18 protein-coding genes and 1 riboswitch are annotated in these 18,777 nt (G+C 42.6%); of the genes, 13 read left to right on the top strand and 5 right to left on the bottom strand.

The features are described 5' to 3' along the window. Positions 1-102 precede the first annotated feature (102 nt). Both B5771_RS01235 and B5771_RS01230 read right to left on the bottom strand, forming a co-directional pair. Positions 103-483, bottom strand: a complete 381-nt coding sequence (locus B5771_RS01235) for a Rid family detoxifying hydrolase (protein ID WP_047811819.1) — start codon at positions 481-483, stop codon at positions 103-105. 116 nt (positions 484-599) lie between these two features. Further along, on the bottom strand, positions 600-1,874 hold the full coding sequence (locus tag B5771_RS01230; protein WP_047811818.1) for an ArsB/NhaD family transporter: 1,275 nt from the start codon (positions 1,872-1,874) through the stop codon (positions 600-602). Positions 1,875-2,112: 238 nt separating this feature from the next. Then, a riboswitch (cyclic di-GMP riboswitch) is annotated at positions 2,113-2,219 on the bottom strand. A 197-nt stretch (positions 2,220-2,416) separates the two neighbouring features. On the opposite strand from B5771_RS01230, the gene B5771_RS01225 reads away from it, so the two are divergent. The 4 genes from B5771_RS01225 (at position 2,417) to B5771_RS01210 (ending at position 7,498) form a co-directional block, all read left to right on the top strand. After that, positions 2,417-3,220 carry a manganese catalase family protein gene (locus tag B5771_RS01225; RefSeq protein ID WP_047810858.1) on the top strand — a complete coding sequence of 268 codons (804 nt, stop codon included), beginning with the start codon at positions 2,417-2,419 and terminating at the stop codon, positions 3,218-3,220. 201 nt (positions 3,221-3,421) lie between these two features. After that, entirely contained in the window at positions 3,422-3,877 is a 456-nt protein-coding gene (locus tag B5771_RS01220) for a MarR family transcriptional regulator (RefSeq protein WP_047810859.1), read from the top strand. Positions 3,878-3,905: 28 nt separating this feature from the next. Then, the gene (locus B5771_RS01215; RefSeq protein ID WP_088185906.1) at positions 3,906-5,633 is read left to right on the top strand and encodes an ABC transporter ATP-binding protein; all 1,728 of its coding nucleotides are present in this window, start codon (positions 3,906-3,908) and stop codon (positions 5,631-5,633) included. Then, positions 5,630-7,498, top strand: coding sequence for an ABC transporter ATP-binding protein (locus B5771_RS01210; RefSeq protein WP_088185905.1), 1,869 nt, complete (start codon positions 5,630-5,632; stop codon positions 7,496-7,498). The genes B5771_RS01215 and B5771_RS01210 overlap by 4 nt, the downstream gene beginning before the upstream one ends. Before the next feature lie 184 nt (positions 7,499-7,682). On the opposite strand, the gene tsaA is transcribed toward B5771_RS01210, so the two are convergent. Then, the gene (gene tsaA / locus B5771_RS01205; RefSeq protein WP_088185904.1) at positions 7,683-8,357 is read right to left on the bottom strand and encodes a tRNA (N6-threonylcarbamoyladenosine(37)-N6)-methyltransferase TrmO; all 675 of its coding nucleotides are present in this window, start codon (positions 8,355-8,357) and stop codon (positions 7,683-7,685) included. A gap of 359 nt (positions 8,358-8,716) precedes the next feature. On the opposite strand from tsaA, the gene B5771_RS01200 reads away from it, so the two are divergent. From B5771_RS01200 to B5771_RS01185, 4 genes are all read left to right on the top strand, one after another. Next, positions 8,717-8,932 carry a tautomerase family protein gene (locus B5771_RS01200; RefSeq protein ID WP_088185903.1) on the top strand — a complete coding sequence of 72 codons (216 nt, stop codon included), beginning with the start codon at positions 8,717-8,719 and terminating at the stop codon, positions 8,930-8,932. A 154-nt stretch (positions 8,933-9,086) separates the two neighbouring features. After that, positions 9,087-10,274 (top strand): DVU0298 family protein, encoded by a 1,188-nt coding sequence (locus B5771_RS01195; protein WP_088185902.1) that lies wholly within the window; start codon positions 9,087-9,089, stop codon positions 10,272-10,274. A gap of 23 nt (positions 10,275-10,297) precedes the next feature. Then, the gene (locus tag B5771_RS01190; RefSeq protein WP_088185901.1) at positions 10,298-10,678 is read left to right on the top strand and encodes a VOC family protein; all 381 of its coding nucleotides are present in this window, start codon (positions 10,298-10,300) and stop codon (positions 10,676-10,678) included. A 14-nt stretch (positions 10,679-10,692) separates the two neighbouring features. Beyond that, positions 10,693-11,619: a TIGR01212 family radical SAM protein gene (locus B5771_RS01185; RefSeq protein WP_140417666.1), complete on the top strand. Its 927-nt coding sequence runs from the start codon at positions 10,693-10,695 to the stop codon at positions 11,617-11,619. 97 nt (positions 11,620-11,716) lie between these two features. Here B5771_RS01185 and B5771_RS01180 read toward each other — a convergent pair whose 3' ends face one another. Together B5771_RS01180 and eam are read right to left on the bottom strand one after the other, a co-directional pair. Beyond that, complete coding sequence (locus tag B5771_RS01180) at positions 11,717-11,902, bottom strand: hypothetical protein (protein ID WP_088185899.1); 186 nt, start codon at positions 11,900-11,902, stop codon at positions 11,717-11,719. A gap of 77 nt (positions 11,903-11,979) precedes the next feature. Beyond that, positions 11,980-13,230 (bottom strand): glutamate 2,3-aminomutase, encoded by a 1,251-nt coding sequence (gene eam, locus B5771_RS01175; RefSeq protein ID WP_088185898.1) that lies wholly within the window; start codon positions 13,228-13,230, stop codon positions 11,980-11,982. Between the two features lie 133 nt (positions 13,231-13,363). Here eam and B5771_RS01170 point away from each other — a divergent pair, with 133 nt between their 5' ends. From B5771_RS01170 to B5771_RS01150, 5 genes are read left to right on the top strand one after another with little or no spacing between them, the layout of a single operon-like run. Next, complete coding sequence (locus tag B5771_RS01170) at positions 13,364-13,966, top strand: TrkA C-terminal domain-containing protein (protein WP_088185897.1); 603 nt, start codon at positions 13,364-13,366, stop codon at positions 13,964-13,966. 14 nt (positions 13,967-13,980) lie between these two features. Continuing rightward, positions 13,981-14,337 (top strand): holo-ACP synthase, encoded by a 357-nt coding sequence (locus tag B5771_RS01165; protein WP_047810870.1) that lies wholly within the window; start codon positions 13,981-13,983, stop codon positions 14,335-14,337. A gap of 34 nt (positions 14,338-14,371) precedes the next feature. Further along, complete coding sequence (locus B5771_RS01160; RefSeq protein WP_088185974.1) at positions 14,372-15,943, top strand: NAD(P)H-hydrate dehydratase; 1,572 nt, start codon at positions 14,372-14,374, stop codon at positions 15,941-15,943. 21 nt (positions 15,944-15,964) lie between these two features. Continuing rightward, positions 15,965-17,086: an alanine racemase gene (alr, locus tag B5771_RS01155; RefSeq protein WP_088185896.1), complete on the top strand. Its 1,122-nt coding sequence runs from the start codon at positions 15,965-15,967 to the stop codon at positions 17,084-17,086. A gap of 42 nt (positions 17,087-17,128) precedes the next feature. Next, the gene (locus B5771_RS01150) at positions 17,129-18,703 is read left to right on the top strand and encodes a ClC family H(+)/Cl(-) exchange transporter (RefSeq protein WP_088185895.1); all 1,575 of its coding nucleotides are present in this window, start codon (positions 17,129-17,131) and stop codon (positions 18,701-18,703) included. Positions 18,704-18,777: the final 74 nt, after the last annotated feature.

Here is an 18,777-nt window from a genome sequence, read left to right as displayed (position 1 = left end):
AAGATTTAATTTAATGAATGGCAAAGAGCAAGGAGTCAGGACGTTTTGTCCGGATTCCTTGCTCTTCTTAGGTATAATATGTTTGATATAGGATTTAACAGGTTATTCGGCCAGAGCAATTGCTTCAATCTCCAAGATTGCGTCCTTGGGCAAGCGGGCAACTTGCACAGCGGATCGTGCGGGAGGATTCTCTGGGAAATAGGCAGCATAGGCAGCGTTCATAGCTGCAAAGTCATTCATATCTCTGAGGAAAACAACAGTTTTTACAACCTTATTCAGTGAAGAACCTGAGGATTCTAAGATAGCCTTAACATTATCTAAAGATTGTTTGGTTGCTCCTTCAATATCCGCCACTAATTCTCCTGTTTGAGGATTGATAGGGAGCTGGCCGGAAGTAAAAATAAGGTTGCCGGCTTTGATTCCTTGGGAATAAGGGCCAATAGCCGCAGGTGCATTTGGTGTATTAAGAGTTTGTTTGCTCATAATATTACCTCCTTTTAAAATGAATATTTGGCAAAGGGAAAACACTAACATTAAGTATACTTGATTTATAAGGAATTAACCAACCAAGAAATTGGTACCGGCTGATAGCAGAGATATTAATAATAGCGGAGAATCAGGTATCCGGCCGAAATGAAGATGCTGATCAACATCATGGGGAAACCAACTTTTAAGAATTGGATATAACGAATTTTAAGGCCATTCTTTTCAGCAATTCCAGCCACGATTAGATTAGCGGAAGCTCCCACTAAGGTTCCGTTTCCTCCGAGACAAGCACCTAAAGCTAAAGCCCACCACAAGGGCTGGGTTTGAGCTGGTGTGAGATGACTAAGCAGGGCTAATTTTTGGATTAAAGGGATCATGGTCGCCACGTAGGGTATATTATCAAGAAATGAAGAGAGGATCGCTGATATAAATAGGATTAAAAGGACTGTTAAGAGAGGCTGCCCTCCTGTCAAACTGATACTCCACTGTGCCAGACGATCAAGGACTCCGGTTTCGACAAGCCCTCCGACAAGTACAAATAATCCGGCAAAGAAAAAGAGCGTTGGCCATTCCACAGTTAAGAAGATATCTTCAGGTTCTTCACGGGTCCAGAGCATTAGGAGCATAGCTCCGCTTAAGGCAATGGTTGCGGTCTCTAAATGAAGAAGGGAATGAAAAGAAAAGGCTGAAATAACGAGAGCTAAAACGACTAAACATTTTTTGAGGAGGGCAAAGTCTTTAATCTCATTCCACTCGTTTTGCAGCATTAATTTGCTTTTTAAGGCTTCTTCGGTGATTAACTTTTGGCGATAAATAAAGTAAAAAAGGAACAAAATTACCACAATAATAATGAGTATCACCGGCGCAAGATTAAGGATAAAATCCATAAAACTGAGGCCCGTTTGCCCGGCTATCATAATGTTTGGCGGATCTCCGATCAGAGTAGCGGTACCGCCGATATTACTCATAAGAATTTGACAAAAGAGAAAGGGAATTGGATCAACCTCCAACTCATCAGCAATTGATAAGGTTATGGGTACTATCAACAAGACTGTTGTGACGTTATCTAAAAAAGCTGATAAGATACCGGTAAGGAGTGACAGGGAAATCAGGAGCAGGGCCGGATTTCCTTTTACTTTTTTGCTGACCCAGATAGCTAAAAAGGAAAATACTCCTGACCTGCGGGTAAGATCTACGATGAGCATCATACCAATTAATAATCCCAGAGTATTCCAATCAACGTGTTCAACTGCTTTTTCTTGAGTGACAATCCCCAAGATAATCATTAGTGCAGCTCCGGAAACGGCGATAACTGATCGCGGAAATTTCTCCATAATAATAAATAAATAGCTGAGTAGAAAAATACCTGTAGCAATCCAAATAAGCATTAACACACCTCCGGTAACTAATTTAAATATTTGCTTAAGATAGCGATTGTACATATTCGACTAAAGCTGAACGTCGATACTTCGATGACGAAAGTGTCTTGTGGACACTTTCGCCGAAAGCGCCTAGCCCATAACAAATGCGATCCCGCTGAAGGATGGAAAAAGGGGGAGTCTTCCGCTTAGATAAATATAAAAAGGGAGAGCAGTCCTAAGTACTGCTCTCCCCAGAGAAGTTTTATCTTGTAGTCTGGCCATCATAGCTTAATACTGACTAAACAGCAGCTTCAAGCCTTAGATCCATGACTTTAGCGTCCTTCACTTTCATGAAGTTTACCCCAACCGAAATAAAATTTATAAATATTAACGTAAAACTAGCTATTATTGAAATTATATCAAGAATTGGAAGCTGCCGTCAAGATAAATAATTGCAAATTATTATTTGCGTTCGGCATAACTTTCAGGATAAAACAGCTGGGACAAACCAATACTAATTCGGATAACTTAGATAAGCCATATTGTGTTAACGTAAGGAGGTTACTTGGGTGTTTAAACATGTCAAAGATATGGAATACACAGTTCACGTTGATCGGCCTGACCCTCGGTTCGCAGTACTGTTATTGGAACAGTTTGGGGGAGGCAATGGCGAACTTAAAGCAGCTATGCAGTATTTTTCTCAAAGCTTAGGCTGTAATGATCCGAAAATAAGGGATTTGCTGCAGGACATTGCTGCTGAAGAATTAAGCCATTTGGAGATGGTGGGAGAAGCTCTGGGGATGCTCATTGGACAAGTTGACAATATTCCCAAAGACTTTGCAGCGAATCATATGGCTTTGCTCGGGGGAGGCCCTCTGCTTGTAAATTCTGCCGGAGTTCCATGGATGTCAACCTATGTCAACTCCATGGGAGACCTGTATACAGACCTTTCATCAAATGCCGGAGCAGAATTGCGGGCAAAATTGATTTACGAGCGCCTTCTGCAGCAAACGGATGATGCCGGCGTTAAAGATATGATCCGATTCCTTTTAAGTCGCGAGGAGTCTCATAACTTCTCATTTATGAAAGCCATTGAGACACTGCAGGGATCAGGAGTGAATAAGGACTTCAGAGATTCGGATTTCTCGAAAAAATACATGAATATGTCCACTGGCCAAGGGGATAGCCGCGGGCCATGGAATCAAGGAAACGAGTTTTCTTATGAAGAAAATCCTAACGAGAAATATGGTGGACCGGCTCAATATGGAAAAGATCCTCAGCCAAACGGACAACGAGAAGTGGCACCTGGTTATATGGATCAGACCCGTAACAATCCTCAGTATGCCCAGCCACAACCGCCGAAACAACATTAATTATGCAAAAACAAAAACCAAAGGACGTTCCTGTCCTTTGGTTTTTAAGTAAAGAGATGGTGTTTTGGAAATTCTAAAAGTGAATATTTATGGTTGAACGGATTGACAAGAACCTGCAAATCAACTAATATATTTCGTGTACGAAATATACGTCAACGAAATATACGTTATCGAAATAAGTAAACAAAGGAAGTACGGATGATGGAAAATCCTAGTCAAAGTTATCAAATCGCTAAGCTGTTTCAAGAAATTATGATTCTTTTTAGACACAATAAAGGAAATGTCTTTGAAGAGAGCGGCATTACTATGCCTCAAATGATGGTTATGGGAATATTGGGTAAGGAAAAGACCCTTAAGATTACTGAATTAAGTGGGAAACTCAGCTTATCCAACAGTACCGTGTCAGGGATTATTGACCGTTTGGAAAACATGGGTCTTGTTGAAAGAAAGCGAAGTGAGGAAGATAGAAGGGTCGTGTATGTCAGTGTTTCACCAAAATTTGCCGAGATACATCAACGCTTACATCAACAAATCGTCAAAAATATCTCCGGCGCTTTAAGTACAGCAACATCGGAGGACCAAGAGAAAATTATCGAGGGGTTAGAACTCTTAAAGAAACTGCTTTATGATTACCAGCAATGTCCAATGGATAATTGATAGATTGTTAAGAGGTAGGGGGACGTTCATGATTAAATTGTATAAATCGTTAAGACATTTTTTACCCTATATTTGTGGCGTGATTTTGTTCCTTTTTGTACAAGTGCTTTCGGATTTATACTTACCAACGTTGATGGCGGACATAGTCGATCATGGGATTGTAAATAAAGACATCGGTTATATATTTCAAGTCGGTGGGCACATGCTTTTAATTGCAGCCGGAGGGACTTTATGCGCTGTTGCCGCCAATTATCTTTCTGCGAAAACTGCTGTAGGGTTTGGCAGGCTCTTGAGAAATAGAATCTTTACGAAAGTACAGAGCTTTTCTTTACAGGAATTTGACAAGCTTGGTACAGCGACATTAATTACCAGAACTACGAATGATGTGACTCAAGTTCAGCAAGTCTCCGTTCTAATTTTAAGTATGATGATTTCTGCACCACTTACCTGCCTGGGCGGGATTTTCATGGCTATCCATGAGGATCCAGGTTTAACGTGGGTTCTCTTAGTTTCGGTTCCGGTGCTTTTTGCCATTATCGGAATTGTCCTGACCAGAGGCATACCTCTCTTTAAGTTGATGCAAATAAAACTTGATAAGCTCAATCTTGTTTTGCGTGAAAATTTAACGGGAATACGTGTTATTAGAGCTTTCAATCGTATCGAAAAAGAAAAGAAGAGATTTGATGATGCCAATCTAGACCTTATGAACAATGCTGTAAAGGTTAATAAGATCATGGCTGTACTAATGCCTATGATGATGCTAATTATGAATTTCACTACGATTGCCATCATTTGGTTCGGAGGAATGCGTATTAATAATGGTGCGATGCAAGTGGGTTCTCTGATGGCCTTTATTCAGTATTCGACACAAATCTTATTTTCTTTCTTGATGATGACGATGCTCTTTGTAACGGTTCCGCGTGCTCAAGCCTCTGCTGCAAGGATCAACGAAGTTTTAGAAACTGAGGTTGAAGTTAAAGATCCAATCCAGACAAAGGTAATGCCTTTAAAGAAAGGATATGTTGAGTTTCAGGGCGTTTCCTTTCGATATCCCGGAGCGGAACAGCCGGCCCTTAAGGAGATTAATTTCAGTGCTGGCCCTGGGGAGATTACGGCCATCATTGGAGGAACGGGCTCTGGGAAATCAACCTTAGTAAATTTAATGATGCGTTTTTATGATGTTGGGAGCGGACGGGTTTTAGTGGATGGAGTAGATGCCCGAGAAATGAGTCAAGAAAGTTTGAGAGCTAAGATTGGGTTTGTTCCCCAAAAATCTGTGCTTTTTTCCGGAACCATTGGTGATAATATCCGCTATGGCAAAGAGAATGCTTCCCTGGAAGAGGTGGGACATGCTGCTCAAGTTGCTCAGGCTGTGGATTTCGTGGCAGGGATGGAAGAGGGGTTTGATCATATCATTGCTCAAGGCGGCACCAATGTTTCAGGAGGCCAGAAGCAGCGTCTGTCTATTGCCCGCGCTTTAATCAAAAGGCCCGAGATTCATATCTTCGACGACAGTTTCTCGGCCTTAGACTTCAAGACAGATGCCAAATTGAGAGCAGCTTTGAAACAGGAAGTTTCAGAGGCTACGGTATTTATTATTGCTCAGCGAGTCGCAACCGTCATGGATGCGGATAGGATTATTGTCCTCGATGATGGTCAAATTGCCGGCATAGGGACCCATCAAGAGTTGTTAAGGACTTGTGAGGTCTATCATGAAATTGTAGCTTCGCAGCTTTCAGAGGGAGAATTAGCATGAGCAGAGAACGAGAAATGACAAGACCAACAGGTCCAATGGGCGGCAGACAGGGTGGACCTGGCGGATCTATTGGGAGACCAATTGAAAAAGCCAAGAATTTCAAAGGAACATTGCATAGACTTTTGGGTTATTTAAAGCCTCAGAGACTAAAACTCAGCTTTGTGGTTGTGTTTGCTATTTTAAGTACTGTATTTAGTATTATGGGGCCAAAGATTATGGGCCAGGCCACAACGATAATGTTTGACGGAATTATGAAAGGCGGAAAAATAAATTTTGATGCTATTTGGAGAATTGTCCTAACTCTGATCGTTCTTTATCTTCTCAGCTCTTTGTTTAGCTATACTCAACAATATATTATGGCTGGGGTGGCGCAAAAAATTGTTTATAACTTGCGTAAAGACGTCGATGAAAAACTTACGCTGCTGCCGCTCAGGTTCTTTGATGCTAGGACTCATGGCGAAATATTAAGCCGTGTGACGAACGATGTTGATAATATTGCCAACACCCTGCAGCAAAGTCTTACTCAACTAATTACCTCTATTGTGACAATCATTGGAGTCATCGTGATGATGTTGACGATCAGTCCTCTGCTGACCTTAATTGTTCTCTTGACTCTGCCTCTCTATATTTTAGTCACTTCGATGATTGCTAAACACTCACAAAGGTTTTTCGCAGCTCAACAAAAGTCCTTGGGAGAACTGAACGGCCATGTGGAGGAAATGTTTACCGGTCATGTTATCATCAAAGCCTTTGGTCATGAGCGTAAGTCTATTGAAACCTTTAAGGAAATTAATGATAAACTTTATGATGCGGGATGGAAAGCTCAATTTATCTCTGGAATCATCATGCCCCTTATGCGATTTGTCAGCAACCTGGGATATGTCATTGTCAGTGTAGTTGGGGGAATTTTCGTTACCCATGGCCGAATTAATATTGGAGACATTCAAGCCTTTATTCAATACTCCCGTCAGTTTACCATGCCGATTGTGCAGACTGCGAACATTGCCAATATTATTCAATCAACGGTTGCCTCGGCAGAGCGTGTTTTTGAATTATTAGATGAAGTTGAAGAAATTCCTGATTCTGAGGATGCTAAAGTAATACCCTTTCCTAACGGAAATGTGAGTTTTGAAAATGTTGATTTTAGCTATAAGGAACAAGAACCGTTGATCACTAAAATGAATATTGATGTCCTGGAAGGAAATACCATAGCAATTGTCGGACCGACCGGTGCAGGTAAGACTACTTTAGTGAATTTACTCATGCGCTTTTACGATGTGGATGAGGGCAAGATTGCTGTTGACGGTGTGGATATTCGGGATATTAAACGTGGGGAACTTCGCAATATCTTTGGTATGGTGCTGCAGGATACATGGTTATTTAATGGAACTATTTTGGAGAACATTGCCTATGGACGTGAGGGGGCAAGCGAGGAAGAAGTTATTAAGGCGGCCAAAGCAGCTCATGCTGATCATTTTATAAAAACTCTGCCTGATGGGTATATGACCGTCTTGAATGAAGAAGCCTCAAATATTTCTCAAGGGCAAAAGCAGCTGCTTACAATTGCCCGGGCGATTTTGGCAGACCCGGCTATCTTGATTTTAGACGAAGCTACGAGCAGTGTTGACTCAAGAACCGAGGTCTATATCCAAAAGGCTATGACAGAACTGATGAAGGGAAGAACGAGTTTTGTTATTGCCCATAGGTTATCAACGATTCGCGATGCTGATGTAATTCTTGTTATGAATAAGGGGAGAATTATTGAAATGGGCAATCATGGAGAGCTTTTGGAGCAAAATGGGTTTTATGCAGATTTGTATAATAGCCAGTTCAGCGGGGCGGACTTGGATCATGAGGTGGTTTGAATTTAAAGGAAATTGTAAGAAACTACTGCTGTAAAACAGCTTCCAGAAAATAATTGGCAGAAAAATAAGCCCAAAAGGACGCTATTAACGCCTTTTGGGCCATTTTTTCAGTTTAATTTTAAAATACTTGTGCAAATTGCCCTTACAGATTCATTTTGGAACTAACCCCTAACGTGCACTCTTCTTAGTCGTTATGTTCACTATGGAAGCGATAATGGTTATGAGGATGGCTATGGCTATGGCTATGGCTATGGCTATGGTTGTGGTCATGGTCATGATCATGGTCGTGGTCGTGATCGTGGTCATGGTTATGGCTATGGACATGTCTATGGATGTGTTCATGCTTATGCTCATGCCCATTCTCGGAATCGTGGTGGTGTGGGCGTCCAAGGGCATGGGCAATCTTATGATCTTTATCTGGAAGGGAATCGAACCAGCCGTTATTGGCATCCTCTACATTGTCTCTGAATTGCATGTAAGGTTTAATGTCAAGTAAAGGAGTTCCGTTAAAGGCGTCAATGCCCGAAATAATGATTTCGCTGCCTTGAATTTCCTTAATCTTGACAATACTTAAGCCAATAGGGTTAGGCCTTTTGGGAGATCGGCTGGCAAAGAGTCCAATTTCAAGCTCCGGTGCCCACGGAGAATGGGTTAATAATTCCAGCGGAGAGTTTACTTGATCGAGATGATAAAGGACATAGACATAGTTGAAACTGGCTAAGGATTTTAGAGCCTGGGCATACTCTGGATTTAAAGTGATCCAGAAATCACCCGGCGCGTCAGGGAGAGATTGATGGGGGGCATTAAAGGAGAAATAAGGAGTATGAATGGTTCCGATGGGATGATAATTAATGTCCATAACGATCTCCTCTCATTTTAGCTATTCTTTATTCACTATTCCTAAGGCTATTGGTTTTTAGGATTTTAAAAAAGGCCAAAGAGGATCCTATTGATCGACCTCCGTGGCCTTTACTTATCTAATATTCTAGTATCGAAGTATTCGAACCGAAGATGATTGGTTGTATATAGGTTCGGCTCCAAATGAACTTAATAAAATACAGGTTTGTCTAAGTTTGCTTAATAATGCTATTCGACATGGGTAAAGAGTTTCCTTCTTCTGGATCATACTGAAACAAAAATTTATGAATGTCTACATGTTTTGACCTTTTATCGGGAATTTTATGAGAGGTAGAAAGATATTTGCAGAGGTGATTTGATATGCCAATGATCAATTTTGACGGCCCGGTTTTGACCATGGATCAGAAGAGAAGTTTGATACATGGTATGAGCCAAGCGGCTTCTCAAGCCTTGGGAATTCCCATGGCAGCTTTTACGGTAACTCTCGATGAACATGAATACAGCAACATGGGTGTAGGAGGAGAAGTCCTCACGGAGTCGAGTTATTGGGACAAATACAAAGAAATTAAAGATTAAATCAATGTCAGATGAAAGCGGCTGTTGGAAGCCGCTTCTTTCCTTGATAGGGTTAGTTTTATTCTGAATTCACTTATGATAAGATGATTTTTAATAACATCAAACTATGAAATAAGATGGGGACTGGGAATTTAAACGGGAAAGAAGGTGTCCAATGCCTACTAAGAGAGACGTAGAACATACATTGGAAAACCAGGATTGGGAGAAACTTATTAGCTTAGCGAAAGAAAATAGGAATATCCTTCGGCAGCTTATGGCGAGAATCTATGTTAAAGACGGGCTCATATTTTGGCGGGCAGTTGAAGCCTTAGGAGTGGTAACTCATGCACTTGAGCAGGATGAGAAAAATGTTGCAGTAGAGATTCTGCGACGGTATTTTTGGATGCTCAATGATGAGTCAGGAGGAACGGCTTGGAACTCTGCGGAAGCCATTGGCAGTATTATTGCTCATTGTCCGGTAACCTGCGGAAAGTTTAATTGGATGTTGTCAGGGTTATTGGAGGATGACAGTTTACGAGATGGTGTTTTGTGGGGCTTAGGTCAAATGGCTCAGAATGCTCCGCACTTGGTAGAACCTTTGGATGAGCGGATAAAACCTTTTTTGCAGTCTGAAGAGCCTTTGACTCGGGGATTAGCTGCCTTTATTTATATGTTAATGAAACCTTTCCAAGAACTTATCCCCCTTTACCGCGAATCAGGGCCGAAATGGAAAGTTTCAGAAGATATGGATTTTAGCCTGAAAAATGATCAAAGTTTGTTAGAATTTTATCAAAACGGAGAGGTTAGAACGTATCATATTTCTGATCTTTGGCAGGCCTCGGTGATTTCATTTTGGACGAAAAAAGTTACAATTAAGGATCTTGAGACTGAATTGACTATTGCCTCTTCTGCGGAAGGAGTTTGCTGGCTGAGTCTCGGTTCGTCTGAGACCGAAGAAAAGGAACTTCAAACTTGGGTTTCGCGCTGGTTTCCGGGATCGTTTCTTATTCGGAGGCGCGAGCCAAACAGCAGGGCAATTCAGGAGTTGAAGGAGTATTTTGCGGGGACTCGCCATCAATTCTCGATTCCTATTCATTCCCAAGGAACTCCTTTCCAGCAGAAAGTGTGGGAAGAACTTCGGCGTATACCTTATGGTGAGACAAGAAGTTACGGTGAACTGGCCGTAAAACTGGGAAATCCGCAAGGGCAAAGAGCTGTCGGGATGGCCAATCATTGTAACCCAATCGGAATTATCGTTCCTTGTCACCGGGTTATCGGCAAAAATGGGTCTTTAACAGGCTATGCCGGCGGCGTGGATATTAAGCAAAAACTTTTAGAACTAGAAGGCGCTTGGAGCTTCTAAAAGTTAAGATAGGAGGATTGTTTTTGGAAAAGACCTCTTTGTTTACTGGGGTAGCACACATTGGGATAAAAGCTTTAGATATCGAGAAAGCCCTTCAATTTTATAGAGAAGTGCTTGGCTTTAGATTAATACAGCGGATTAGGCCTGGAGAGGCGGAATTGGTTTTTTTGGAATTAGGCAATACTGTTATTGAACTAGTTGAAGTAGTAAATAACCGTACGTTCGAAGATGGAGTTGTCAATCATTTAGCACTACTGGTGGAAGATATTTTCCAAGCGATTAAACACTTACAGGAACATCATGTTGAGTTGCCTTCTCTGGAACCGATGCCCTTGGGCGAAGGACGGTATAATTTCTTTTTCCGTGGTCCAAGCGGAGAAAAACTTGAACTTTATCAAGAATGAAGAATGGAATTATAATGCCTGAAAAAAGATACGTAACATTTAATGAACATTTGCGTGAAAGATTTGGCGAAAAAGTATTTAAAGTTTCCTTAGATGGCGGTTTCACCTGTCCTAATCGGGATGGTACTCTGGGGCGAAAAGGCTGCATTTATTGCAGTGAACGGGGATCTGGTGACTTTGCCGGCCGGCAGGAGTTATCAATTCATGATCAATTCTCTGAAGTAAAGGAACGAATGAAGAAAAAATGGCCGAAGGCTAAGTACCTGGCTTACTTTCAAGCATTTACAAATACCTATGCCCCTATTGAACGGCTGCGGGAGTTATATGAAGATTCCCTTAAACAGGAAGGGGTTGTGGGGCTATCCATCTCAACAAGACCGGATTGTCTTTCTGATGAGGTTATTAATTACTTGGAAGAATTAAATCAGAGAACTTATTTATGGGTCGAATTAGGATTGCAATCTATCCATGATCGTACCTTGGAGTTCATTGGACGAGGGCATGATTATGAGCAATTCCTCCGTGGTCTTGAACGATTGCATTCAAGAGGAATTCGAGTATGTGCCCATATTATTCTTGGCCTTCCAGGTGAATCAAAAGAAGAAATGATGGAAACTGCTTCGGCGGTTGCTGATCTGCCTCTGCAAGGGCTAAAGATTCATCTGCTCCATGTTTTAAAGGGAACACCTTTAGCCGCTTTTTATCAGGTACATCCTTTTGAATTGATGACGAAAGAAGATTATGTTTCACTGGTCGTTGATATTCTGGAAATTTTGCCTCCACAGATGATAATTCATCGTTTAACCGGAGATGGGCCTCCTGATGATTTAATCGGGCCGCTTTGGAGCCGCAAAAAATGGGAGGTGCTCAATGCCATTGATGCCAAGCTCATTGAGCGGGATACCTGGCAAGGAAAGAAGGCAAACGAAGGCAATCCTTGAATAACAGAGTGCAGACATGAGTGCAAAAAAAGGCAACCCGTCAGGGTTGCCTTGCAGAAGAAAGAGAAGAAAGAGAAAGAGAAGCTTTCAAGGGCAACTAAGGTTTTATCGTTGCCCTCAGAAATTTTACAGGAGGAATTTTATACTGAGAAGTTTCTCTTGATTTGATGGCTTGATTTACAGATGGTTTATAGCTGGGAGCTAGGTCCAGGTAACGCTGCACGTCTGAATTGGTTTTAAGGATTCTCTGCAAAATTTCTTCATTGTTAAGGCGTTCATTCATGGTACATACGCTCCTCTCGCAAAATCCTTTTAAAGTAAAGGAAAAAGTCAAACTATTCATCAACACTAAGATTATCTTTAAGGGGTATCGTAATGGATGAGTTTGCCTTCCCAAGTTTTCAAAACGGCATGGTTATCATTAAGAGAAACTAAATATTGCGGCAGGATAGGGGTTTTGCCTCCGCCCTTAGGAGCGTTTATGATATAGGTTGGCACTGCGAGGCCTGAAGTATACCCTCTTAGGTGCCTCATAACTGCGAGCCCATCTTGAATTCTTGGCACAAAATGACGTGTTCCCTTGACGTTTTTGGCATGAAAAATATAGTAAGGCCGGATTCGTATTTTAAGCAGTTCCTGATTAAGCTTCGTCATAATCTCCGGCTGATGATTAATTCCTTTGAGCAAAACAGCCTGATTTCCCAAAACCGCACCGGCGGCTATGAGTTTGTCTGCTGCTTTTTTGGCTTCCGCGGTGACTTCCAGGGGATGATTAAACTGAGTATTGATGTAGATCGGCGGATACTTCGCTAAGATTGAGCATAAATCATCATTAATGCGCATGGGAAGGGTTACGGGGACTCGAGTACCGAGGCGTTTGATCTCAAGATGGGGAATCGAATGAAGTTCGCCGAGAAGCCAGTCTAGAGTTTGATCACTCAAAAGCAGGGCATCTCCTCCTGTGATTAAAACGTCCCTTATTTCAGGGTTGGCCCGAATATATGCCAAAGCAACCTTCAGGTCGGCGATTTTAGCGTGGGAATCGGTTTCTCCAATGTTGCGGCGGCGTTGGCAGTGGCGGCAATACATGGCACACATGTTCGTAACATTAATAATTAAACGATCTGGGTATCTCCGAGTAATGCATGGGGCGGGATTGGTAAGAGCCTCCCCCATAGGGTCTTCCTCTCCGAAATCATCACTGAGTTCTGCAAAAGTAGGCAGCCCCTGTAAGCGAATAGGGTCTTGAACATCGGTAATATCCATTAGGCTAAGATAATAAGGGGATATGGCCCAGCGGAAACTTCTTCCTATATGTTGAATTTCTGCGCATTGTTCGGCAGAAAACTGAGGGAATAGGGCGCTTAAAGTGTCTGTATTTTGAATACGATGTTTAATTTGCCAGTGCCAATTCTCCCAGTCTTGATCCGTTGCCCGAAAATAATTCAAGATGTGATTACGACGCTGTTGTATCAGCGCAGTACTTAAAAAGCCTGTAGGGATCGAGTGGCATTTTTCAAGATAAGGGGTAATCTTCTGTTTAAGCTCAGATGCCCGCCGCAACGAAAATTGACGATTCGTATCCGGCGGATTATTCAGTTGTACGGCCATCAAGAATCCCTCCCTGTAGTACTGAAACTAACAACCTAATATTATCATCAAAGTTGTTAGTAGTCAAGAGCATGATGCCTCCTGAAGTTGGCTATGTTATAATAGATTATATAGTTTAAGGGGTGGAAAGAAGTTGGAACAAGCTCGTTATCAAGAGATAGCCATGGACATTGCTCATGCTATCATGATGGGAGAGTATCACGAAGGAGAAAAAATTCATGGCCGCTCAACTTTAGCGGGCCGTTATAACGTTTCTCCGGAAACAGTCCGCAGAGCAATTGCAATTTTGCAAAATGTGGGTGTTGTTATTGTTAACCAAGGGGTAGGAATTACCGTTACCTCGAAAGCAATGGCAGAGAAATTCGTAAGATCGTTTAATCAAAAAGGAGAAATCCAGATCTTTCTCGAAGATCTCAAGAAATTGATGGATCAGAGACGGGAAAATGATCTAAAAATAGAAAGTCATCTTAATAAGCTGCAAGGATATGTAGACCGCATTATGTCTCGTTGGTTAGACGTAGGTGAGATTGAAGTGGGCAAAAAATCCCCAGCCGTCGGGAAAACTTTACGTGAATTAAGGATTCGAGAACGTACGGGGACAACGATAGTTGCTGTCGTGCGAGACGGGTTAGAACAGTTTTCACCTGAGGCGAGCTTTGTCCTGCGCGCCGAAGATGTTTTACTGGCTGCAGGATCAGCAGAAGGACAAATGAGATTGCAAGAGTTAATTATGTGATATGAGGTAGAGTTATGTATCCTGGTGTAGATATTATCGAAATTGAACGAGTGGCGAAGGCTTTGGAACGTCAGCCTGGATTATCAGGAAGACTTTTTACGAGACGAGAACGAGAAAGTCTAGTAGATAAGGGGATACAAAGCTACGCGGCACGTTTTGCTGCTAAAGAGGCCATCCTAAAAACATTGGGAACAGGTTTGCGAGGCTTATCATGGCATGATGTCGAAATCATGACAACCCCAAGCGGCGAGCCTCTTGTCCTTCTTAGTTCCAAAGCAATGACTCTGGTTAAGGAAAGAGGGGGCTCACAAATTCGGGTGAGTTTGTCTCATAACCGAACCCAAGCTATAGCCTTTGCGATCTTGAGTTAGGATGAAGGGTCAAAGGAAAAATGAGGTGAAAGAAGTGCGCGTGGTCAACACTGAACAAATGCGGCAGATCGAAGAACGGGCTATTCAACAATACGGCATACCAAGTATGCTTTTGATGGAGAACGCAGCTTGGGCCGTTGTTGAGGAAATCCGTCGTTGTCTTGTTCAGAATGAAGGAGATTTGGCTGGCTTAAAAGCGGTGATTTTAGTGGGTAAGGGGAATAACGGCGGAGATGGTTTGGCCGTTGCCCGTCATTTAGTGTTGCAGGGGATGGATGTGACGGTCTTATTGTTTGCCGGAACAGAGCAGCTCAAAGGAGATGCTGCTCTTAATTTGCGTCTTTTCCAAGGAACGACGGGTAAACTTTTTGTTATCGAAGGAGAAAAGCAGCGGCTTGTGGCCCGTTTTGCTTTGGCTCAGGCTGATGTTATTGTCGATGCTCTTTATGGCATAGGCCTGCGTGGAGCTTTACCGAGTTTGATCGAAGAATATGTTAATGAGGTAAACAATGCTTCGGCCTGTGTAGTATCCGTTGACATTCCCAGCGGGGTCGAAGCTAATACGGGGAAGGTTTATCGGACTGCTATTCGCGCTCAAATAACAGTTACCTTTGGGCTGCCGAAGTGGGGCCTTTTTTTAGGAGAAGGCCCCATCTATTGCGGACGAGTTGCCGTTGATCCGATTTCTATTCCAGAAGCGTTTCTGGAGGATGAGAGTATTTCCACATATGTTTTAACCGATGATACAATAAGAGAAATCCTTCCCATTCGCCACTTTAAAGGACACAAAGGAACTCATGGTAAAGGTATACTTGTTGCAGGGTCCAAGGGAATGAGCGGTGCAGCTGTTCTAGCCGGGCGGGGTGCTTTGCGCAGCGGCATAGGATTACTGCAAATCGTTACCCCTCAAGGAATTGCGAAAGATGTGGATGCTAGTATTACAGAGGCGACTGTTTGGCCTGCACCCGGAGAGGATAGTCTTAACGAAGAATCTTGGGAAGTAATAGCAAGGCAGGCGGAAAAGGCTCAGGCCTTGGCTATCGGTCCGGGGCTTGCCCAAAATCCTGGATTTGGGCTTGTTCTGGAGGAGATTTTAAGAACTATAAGTTGTCCGGTTGTTTTGGATGCGGATGCTTTAAATTTATTGGCAGGGGAGTCTAGCCTAATTGAAGCCAGAAATGGGCGGGGACCGCTGATACTTACCCCACATCCCGGTGAAATGGCAAGGCTATGCCAATGTACTGTTGCCGATGTCGAAAGCAACCGCTTGGATTTGGCCTTGACTAAAGCTGCCGAGTGGGAGGCCGTTGTGGTACTCAAGGGTTCAGTGACTATTGTTGCTTCACCGGATGGGCGCGCTTTCTTTAACCCAAGCGGAAATCCTGGGCTTGGGACAGGAGGCACCGGTGATGTTCTCACTGGAAGTATTCTGGCCTGGCTGGCCCAAGGAGTATCACCTTTGGAGGCCGCGTGCTTAGGTGCTTATTTACATGGGAAAGCTGGGGATGATCTTGCCGAAGAGTATGGATGGTCTGGCTTTTTGGCCTCTGAAGTTGCAGACCGGTTGCCTAAAGTGCGGCGCTCTCTAGAATTGAAGCTAGGCTAAAAAGGATAGAGGAGGAGATCAATTGTGCGACAGGTTTGGGCTGAAGTGAATTTGCAGGCACTAAAAGAAAATTATTACAAACTTCAGACGTATACACAAAGTGAAATGATGCCCATAGTTAAAGCAGATGCATATGGGCACGGTGCAATTCCGGTGGTGGAGACCCTGATGAGTTGTGGGGCCAAGCGTTTTGGTGTGGCAATTTTGGAAGAGGCCTTAGAATTAAAAGCATCATTTCCTGAGCTGGATGTTATGGTCATTGGGGCACCGGAAAGTGATCAGTGGGAGGATTTTGTTAAAGAGGATATAATCCCGGCAATTTTTCATTTGTCCCAGGCACGTGCTCTTTCTGAAGCAGCTGTAAAATTTAATCGCAGGGCAAGATTACATTTAAAAATTGATACGGGAATGGGCCGAATAGGATTTCGTGATACTGATATTTCTGAAATTATGAAGGTTGCTGCCCTACCCAATTTATTTATTGAAGGGATTTTTACTCACTTCGCTACGTCCGATCAAAAGGATCTGACCTTTGCGAGACAGCAGCTTAAACGATTCCAACTCCTCTATGAGAAACTTAAAGGGGCGGGATTGAAAATTCCCATTAGGCATGCTGCTAACACTGCAGCTATTCTGCAATTTCCGGAAGCTCATTTTGAGTTTGTTCGTCCCGGTATCGGTATGTACGGTCTGGTTCCGTCTTCTCAAGTGGGAGGTAATGTCGGCTTAGAACCGGTAATGTCTTGGAAAGCCAAGGTATCTCATGTGAAAATAATCAAAACCGGAGAAACTGTAAGCTATGGCCGTACCTTTCAGGCAGCCTATCCAACAACAGTCGCAACCATTCCCTTGGGATATGCGGATGGGCTGAGAAGGGCGCTTTCGAATTGTGGGGAAATGCTGGTTCATGGCCGGCGCTCAACAATTATCGGCAGGGTTTGCATGGACCAAACAATGCTTGAAGTTACTAAGATTCAGGGCGTAAACGTTGGTGATGTGGTTACAATTTTAGGAAAAGACGGTTACGAACAAATTACGGCTACGGAGATGGCAGAATGGCTGGGAACAATAAGTTATGAAGTCGTTTGCGGAATTTCCAAGCGAGTCCCGAGGATTTATCTCGATCCCATAGGGAATAATTAGTAAGGGATTTTTCACGCTGACAAGATAAGGGGAAATTTATTTATGACTAGTAATAGTACTCATAATAGCTTATTACATTGGAGTAGTTTCAGGCTGAAATTAGTTTACGAAGGATTGGGCATTGGAGTCATTACCGGGCTAATAGTCGTATTGTACCGATTTCTGCTTGAACAGAGCGGAGTTTTGCTAATTCGACTTTATGATTTCCTCACCGCCAAACCAATGCTCCTTCCTCTTTGGGTGGGAGTTCTGATATTAATAGGTTATATTGTTGGTTTGTTAGTCAAGCATGACCCTATGATAAGCGGCAGTGGTATTCCTCAAGTTGAAGGGGTTTTGTTGAGAAAACTCTCTATGACCTGGTGGAAAGTTATCATTGGCAAATTCATTGGCGGCGTTTTAGCGATCGGAGCCGGTCTTTCTATGGGTCGAGAAGGTCCGTCCGTTCAATTAGGAGCGGCTGTCGGACAAGGCTTTAGTAAAGTACTAAAGAGAATTAAAATTGAAGAGAAATATCTTATCACCAGCGGAGCCAGTGCAGGACTTGCAGCTGCCTTCAGTGCGCCTTTAGCAGGAGTTATGTTTGCTTTAGAAGAAGTCCACAAAAACTTTTCACCCTTAATATTGCTGCCGGCTTTATCAGCGGCCTTATCTGCAGATTTTGTGACAAGCGAATTTTTTGGTTTAAAACCGGTTCTGAATTTTGGTAACTTGCACGACTTTCCTCTGCGTTATTACCTATTTATAGTTATTTTAGGAATTGTTATTGGTGTTTTAGGCGTTGCCTTCAATGCAACTCTTCTGAAGACTCAGGATCTCTATGCTGGGCAGCGTTGGCTGCCCAAAAGGTTTTGGATCATTTTCCCTTTGCTGGTTTCCATAGTTTTAGGGTTTTTCCTGCCGCAGGTTTTGGGCGGCGGCAACGATTTGATTAGTGCACTTATTACGAAGGGCAACTTTACCTTGGAACTTTTGGTCATTTTAATACTTGCTAAGTTTTTCTTTACAATGATTTGTTATGGATCGGGGGCGCCGGGCGGGATCTTCCTTCCCCTTCTTGCGATTGGGGCAATTATTGGAAATATCTACGGGCTTGCCGTTGTCAACATTTTTCAAATTAATAATATGTATGTTAATAATTTTATAATTCTTGCAATGGCGGGTTATTTTACTGCTGTCGTTAGAGCCCCTATCACAGGGACGATTTTGATTACGGAAATGACGGGTTCGTTTACTCATTTGCTTTCCCTATCTGTGGTTTGCATAACAGCTTATATCGTAGCAGACTTTTTAGGTTCTAAACCCATTTATGAATCTTTACTTGAAAAGTTCCTGCACAAAGAAGGGCATCACAAAATAATCGGCAATGAAAAAACTAAATCAATCTTGGAATTTGCCGTCTGTATGGGATCCATCTTGGATGGTAAACAAATTAAAGAGATTAAATGGCCGGCTCATTGTTTGTTAGTATCCGTTAAACGCGGAGAAGAGGAAATTATCCCCAAAGGTGACACTGTGATTTACCCAGGTGATTATTTAGTTGTTCTGACAAACGATGATAAAGTTTCTAAAATTAATGATGCTTTTAATCCACTGGTCGGAAGTTGTGAATTGTAATTTAATCAGTGAATGAAAGTTGAAGAAAGTGCAGAAGGCTTACCTCAAAAGTGAGCCTTTTGCCTTTTTCGGAA

Source organism: Desulfosporosinus sp. FKA (genome assembly GCF_002196785.1).
Taxonomy (GTDB): domain Bacteria; phylum Bacillota; class Desulfitobacteriia; order Desulfitobacteriales; family Desulfitobacteriaceae; genus Desulfosporosinus; species Desulfosporosinus acididurans.
The sequence above is the reverse complement of the archived record's forward strand: the minus strand, read 5'-3'. Positions and strand labels throughout refer to the sequence as shown.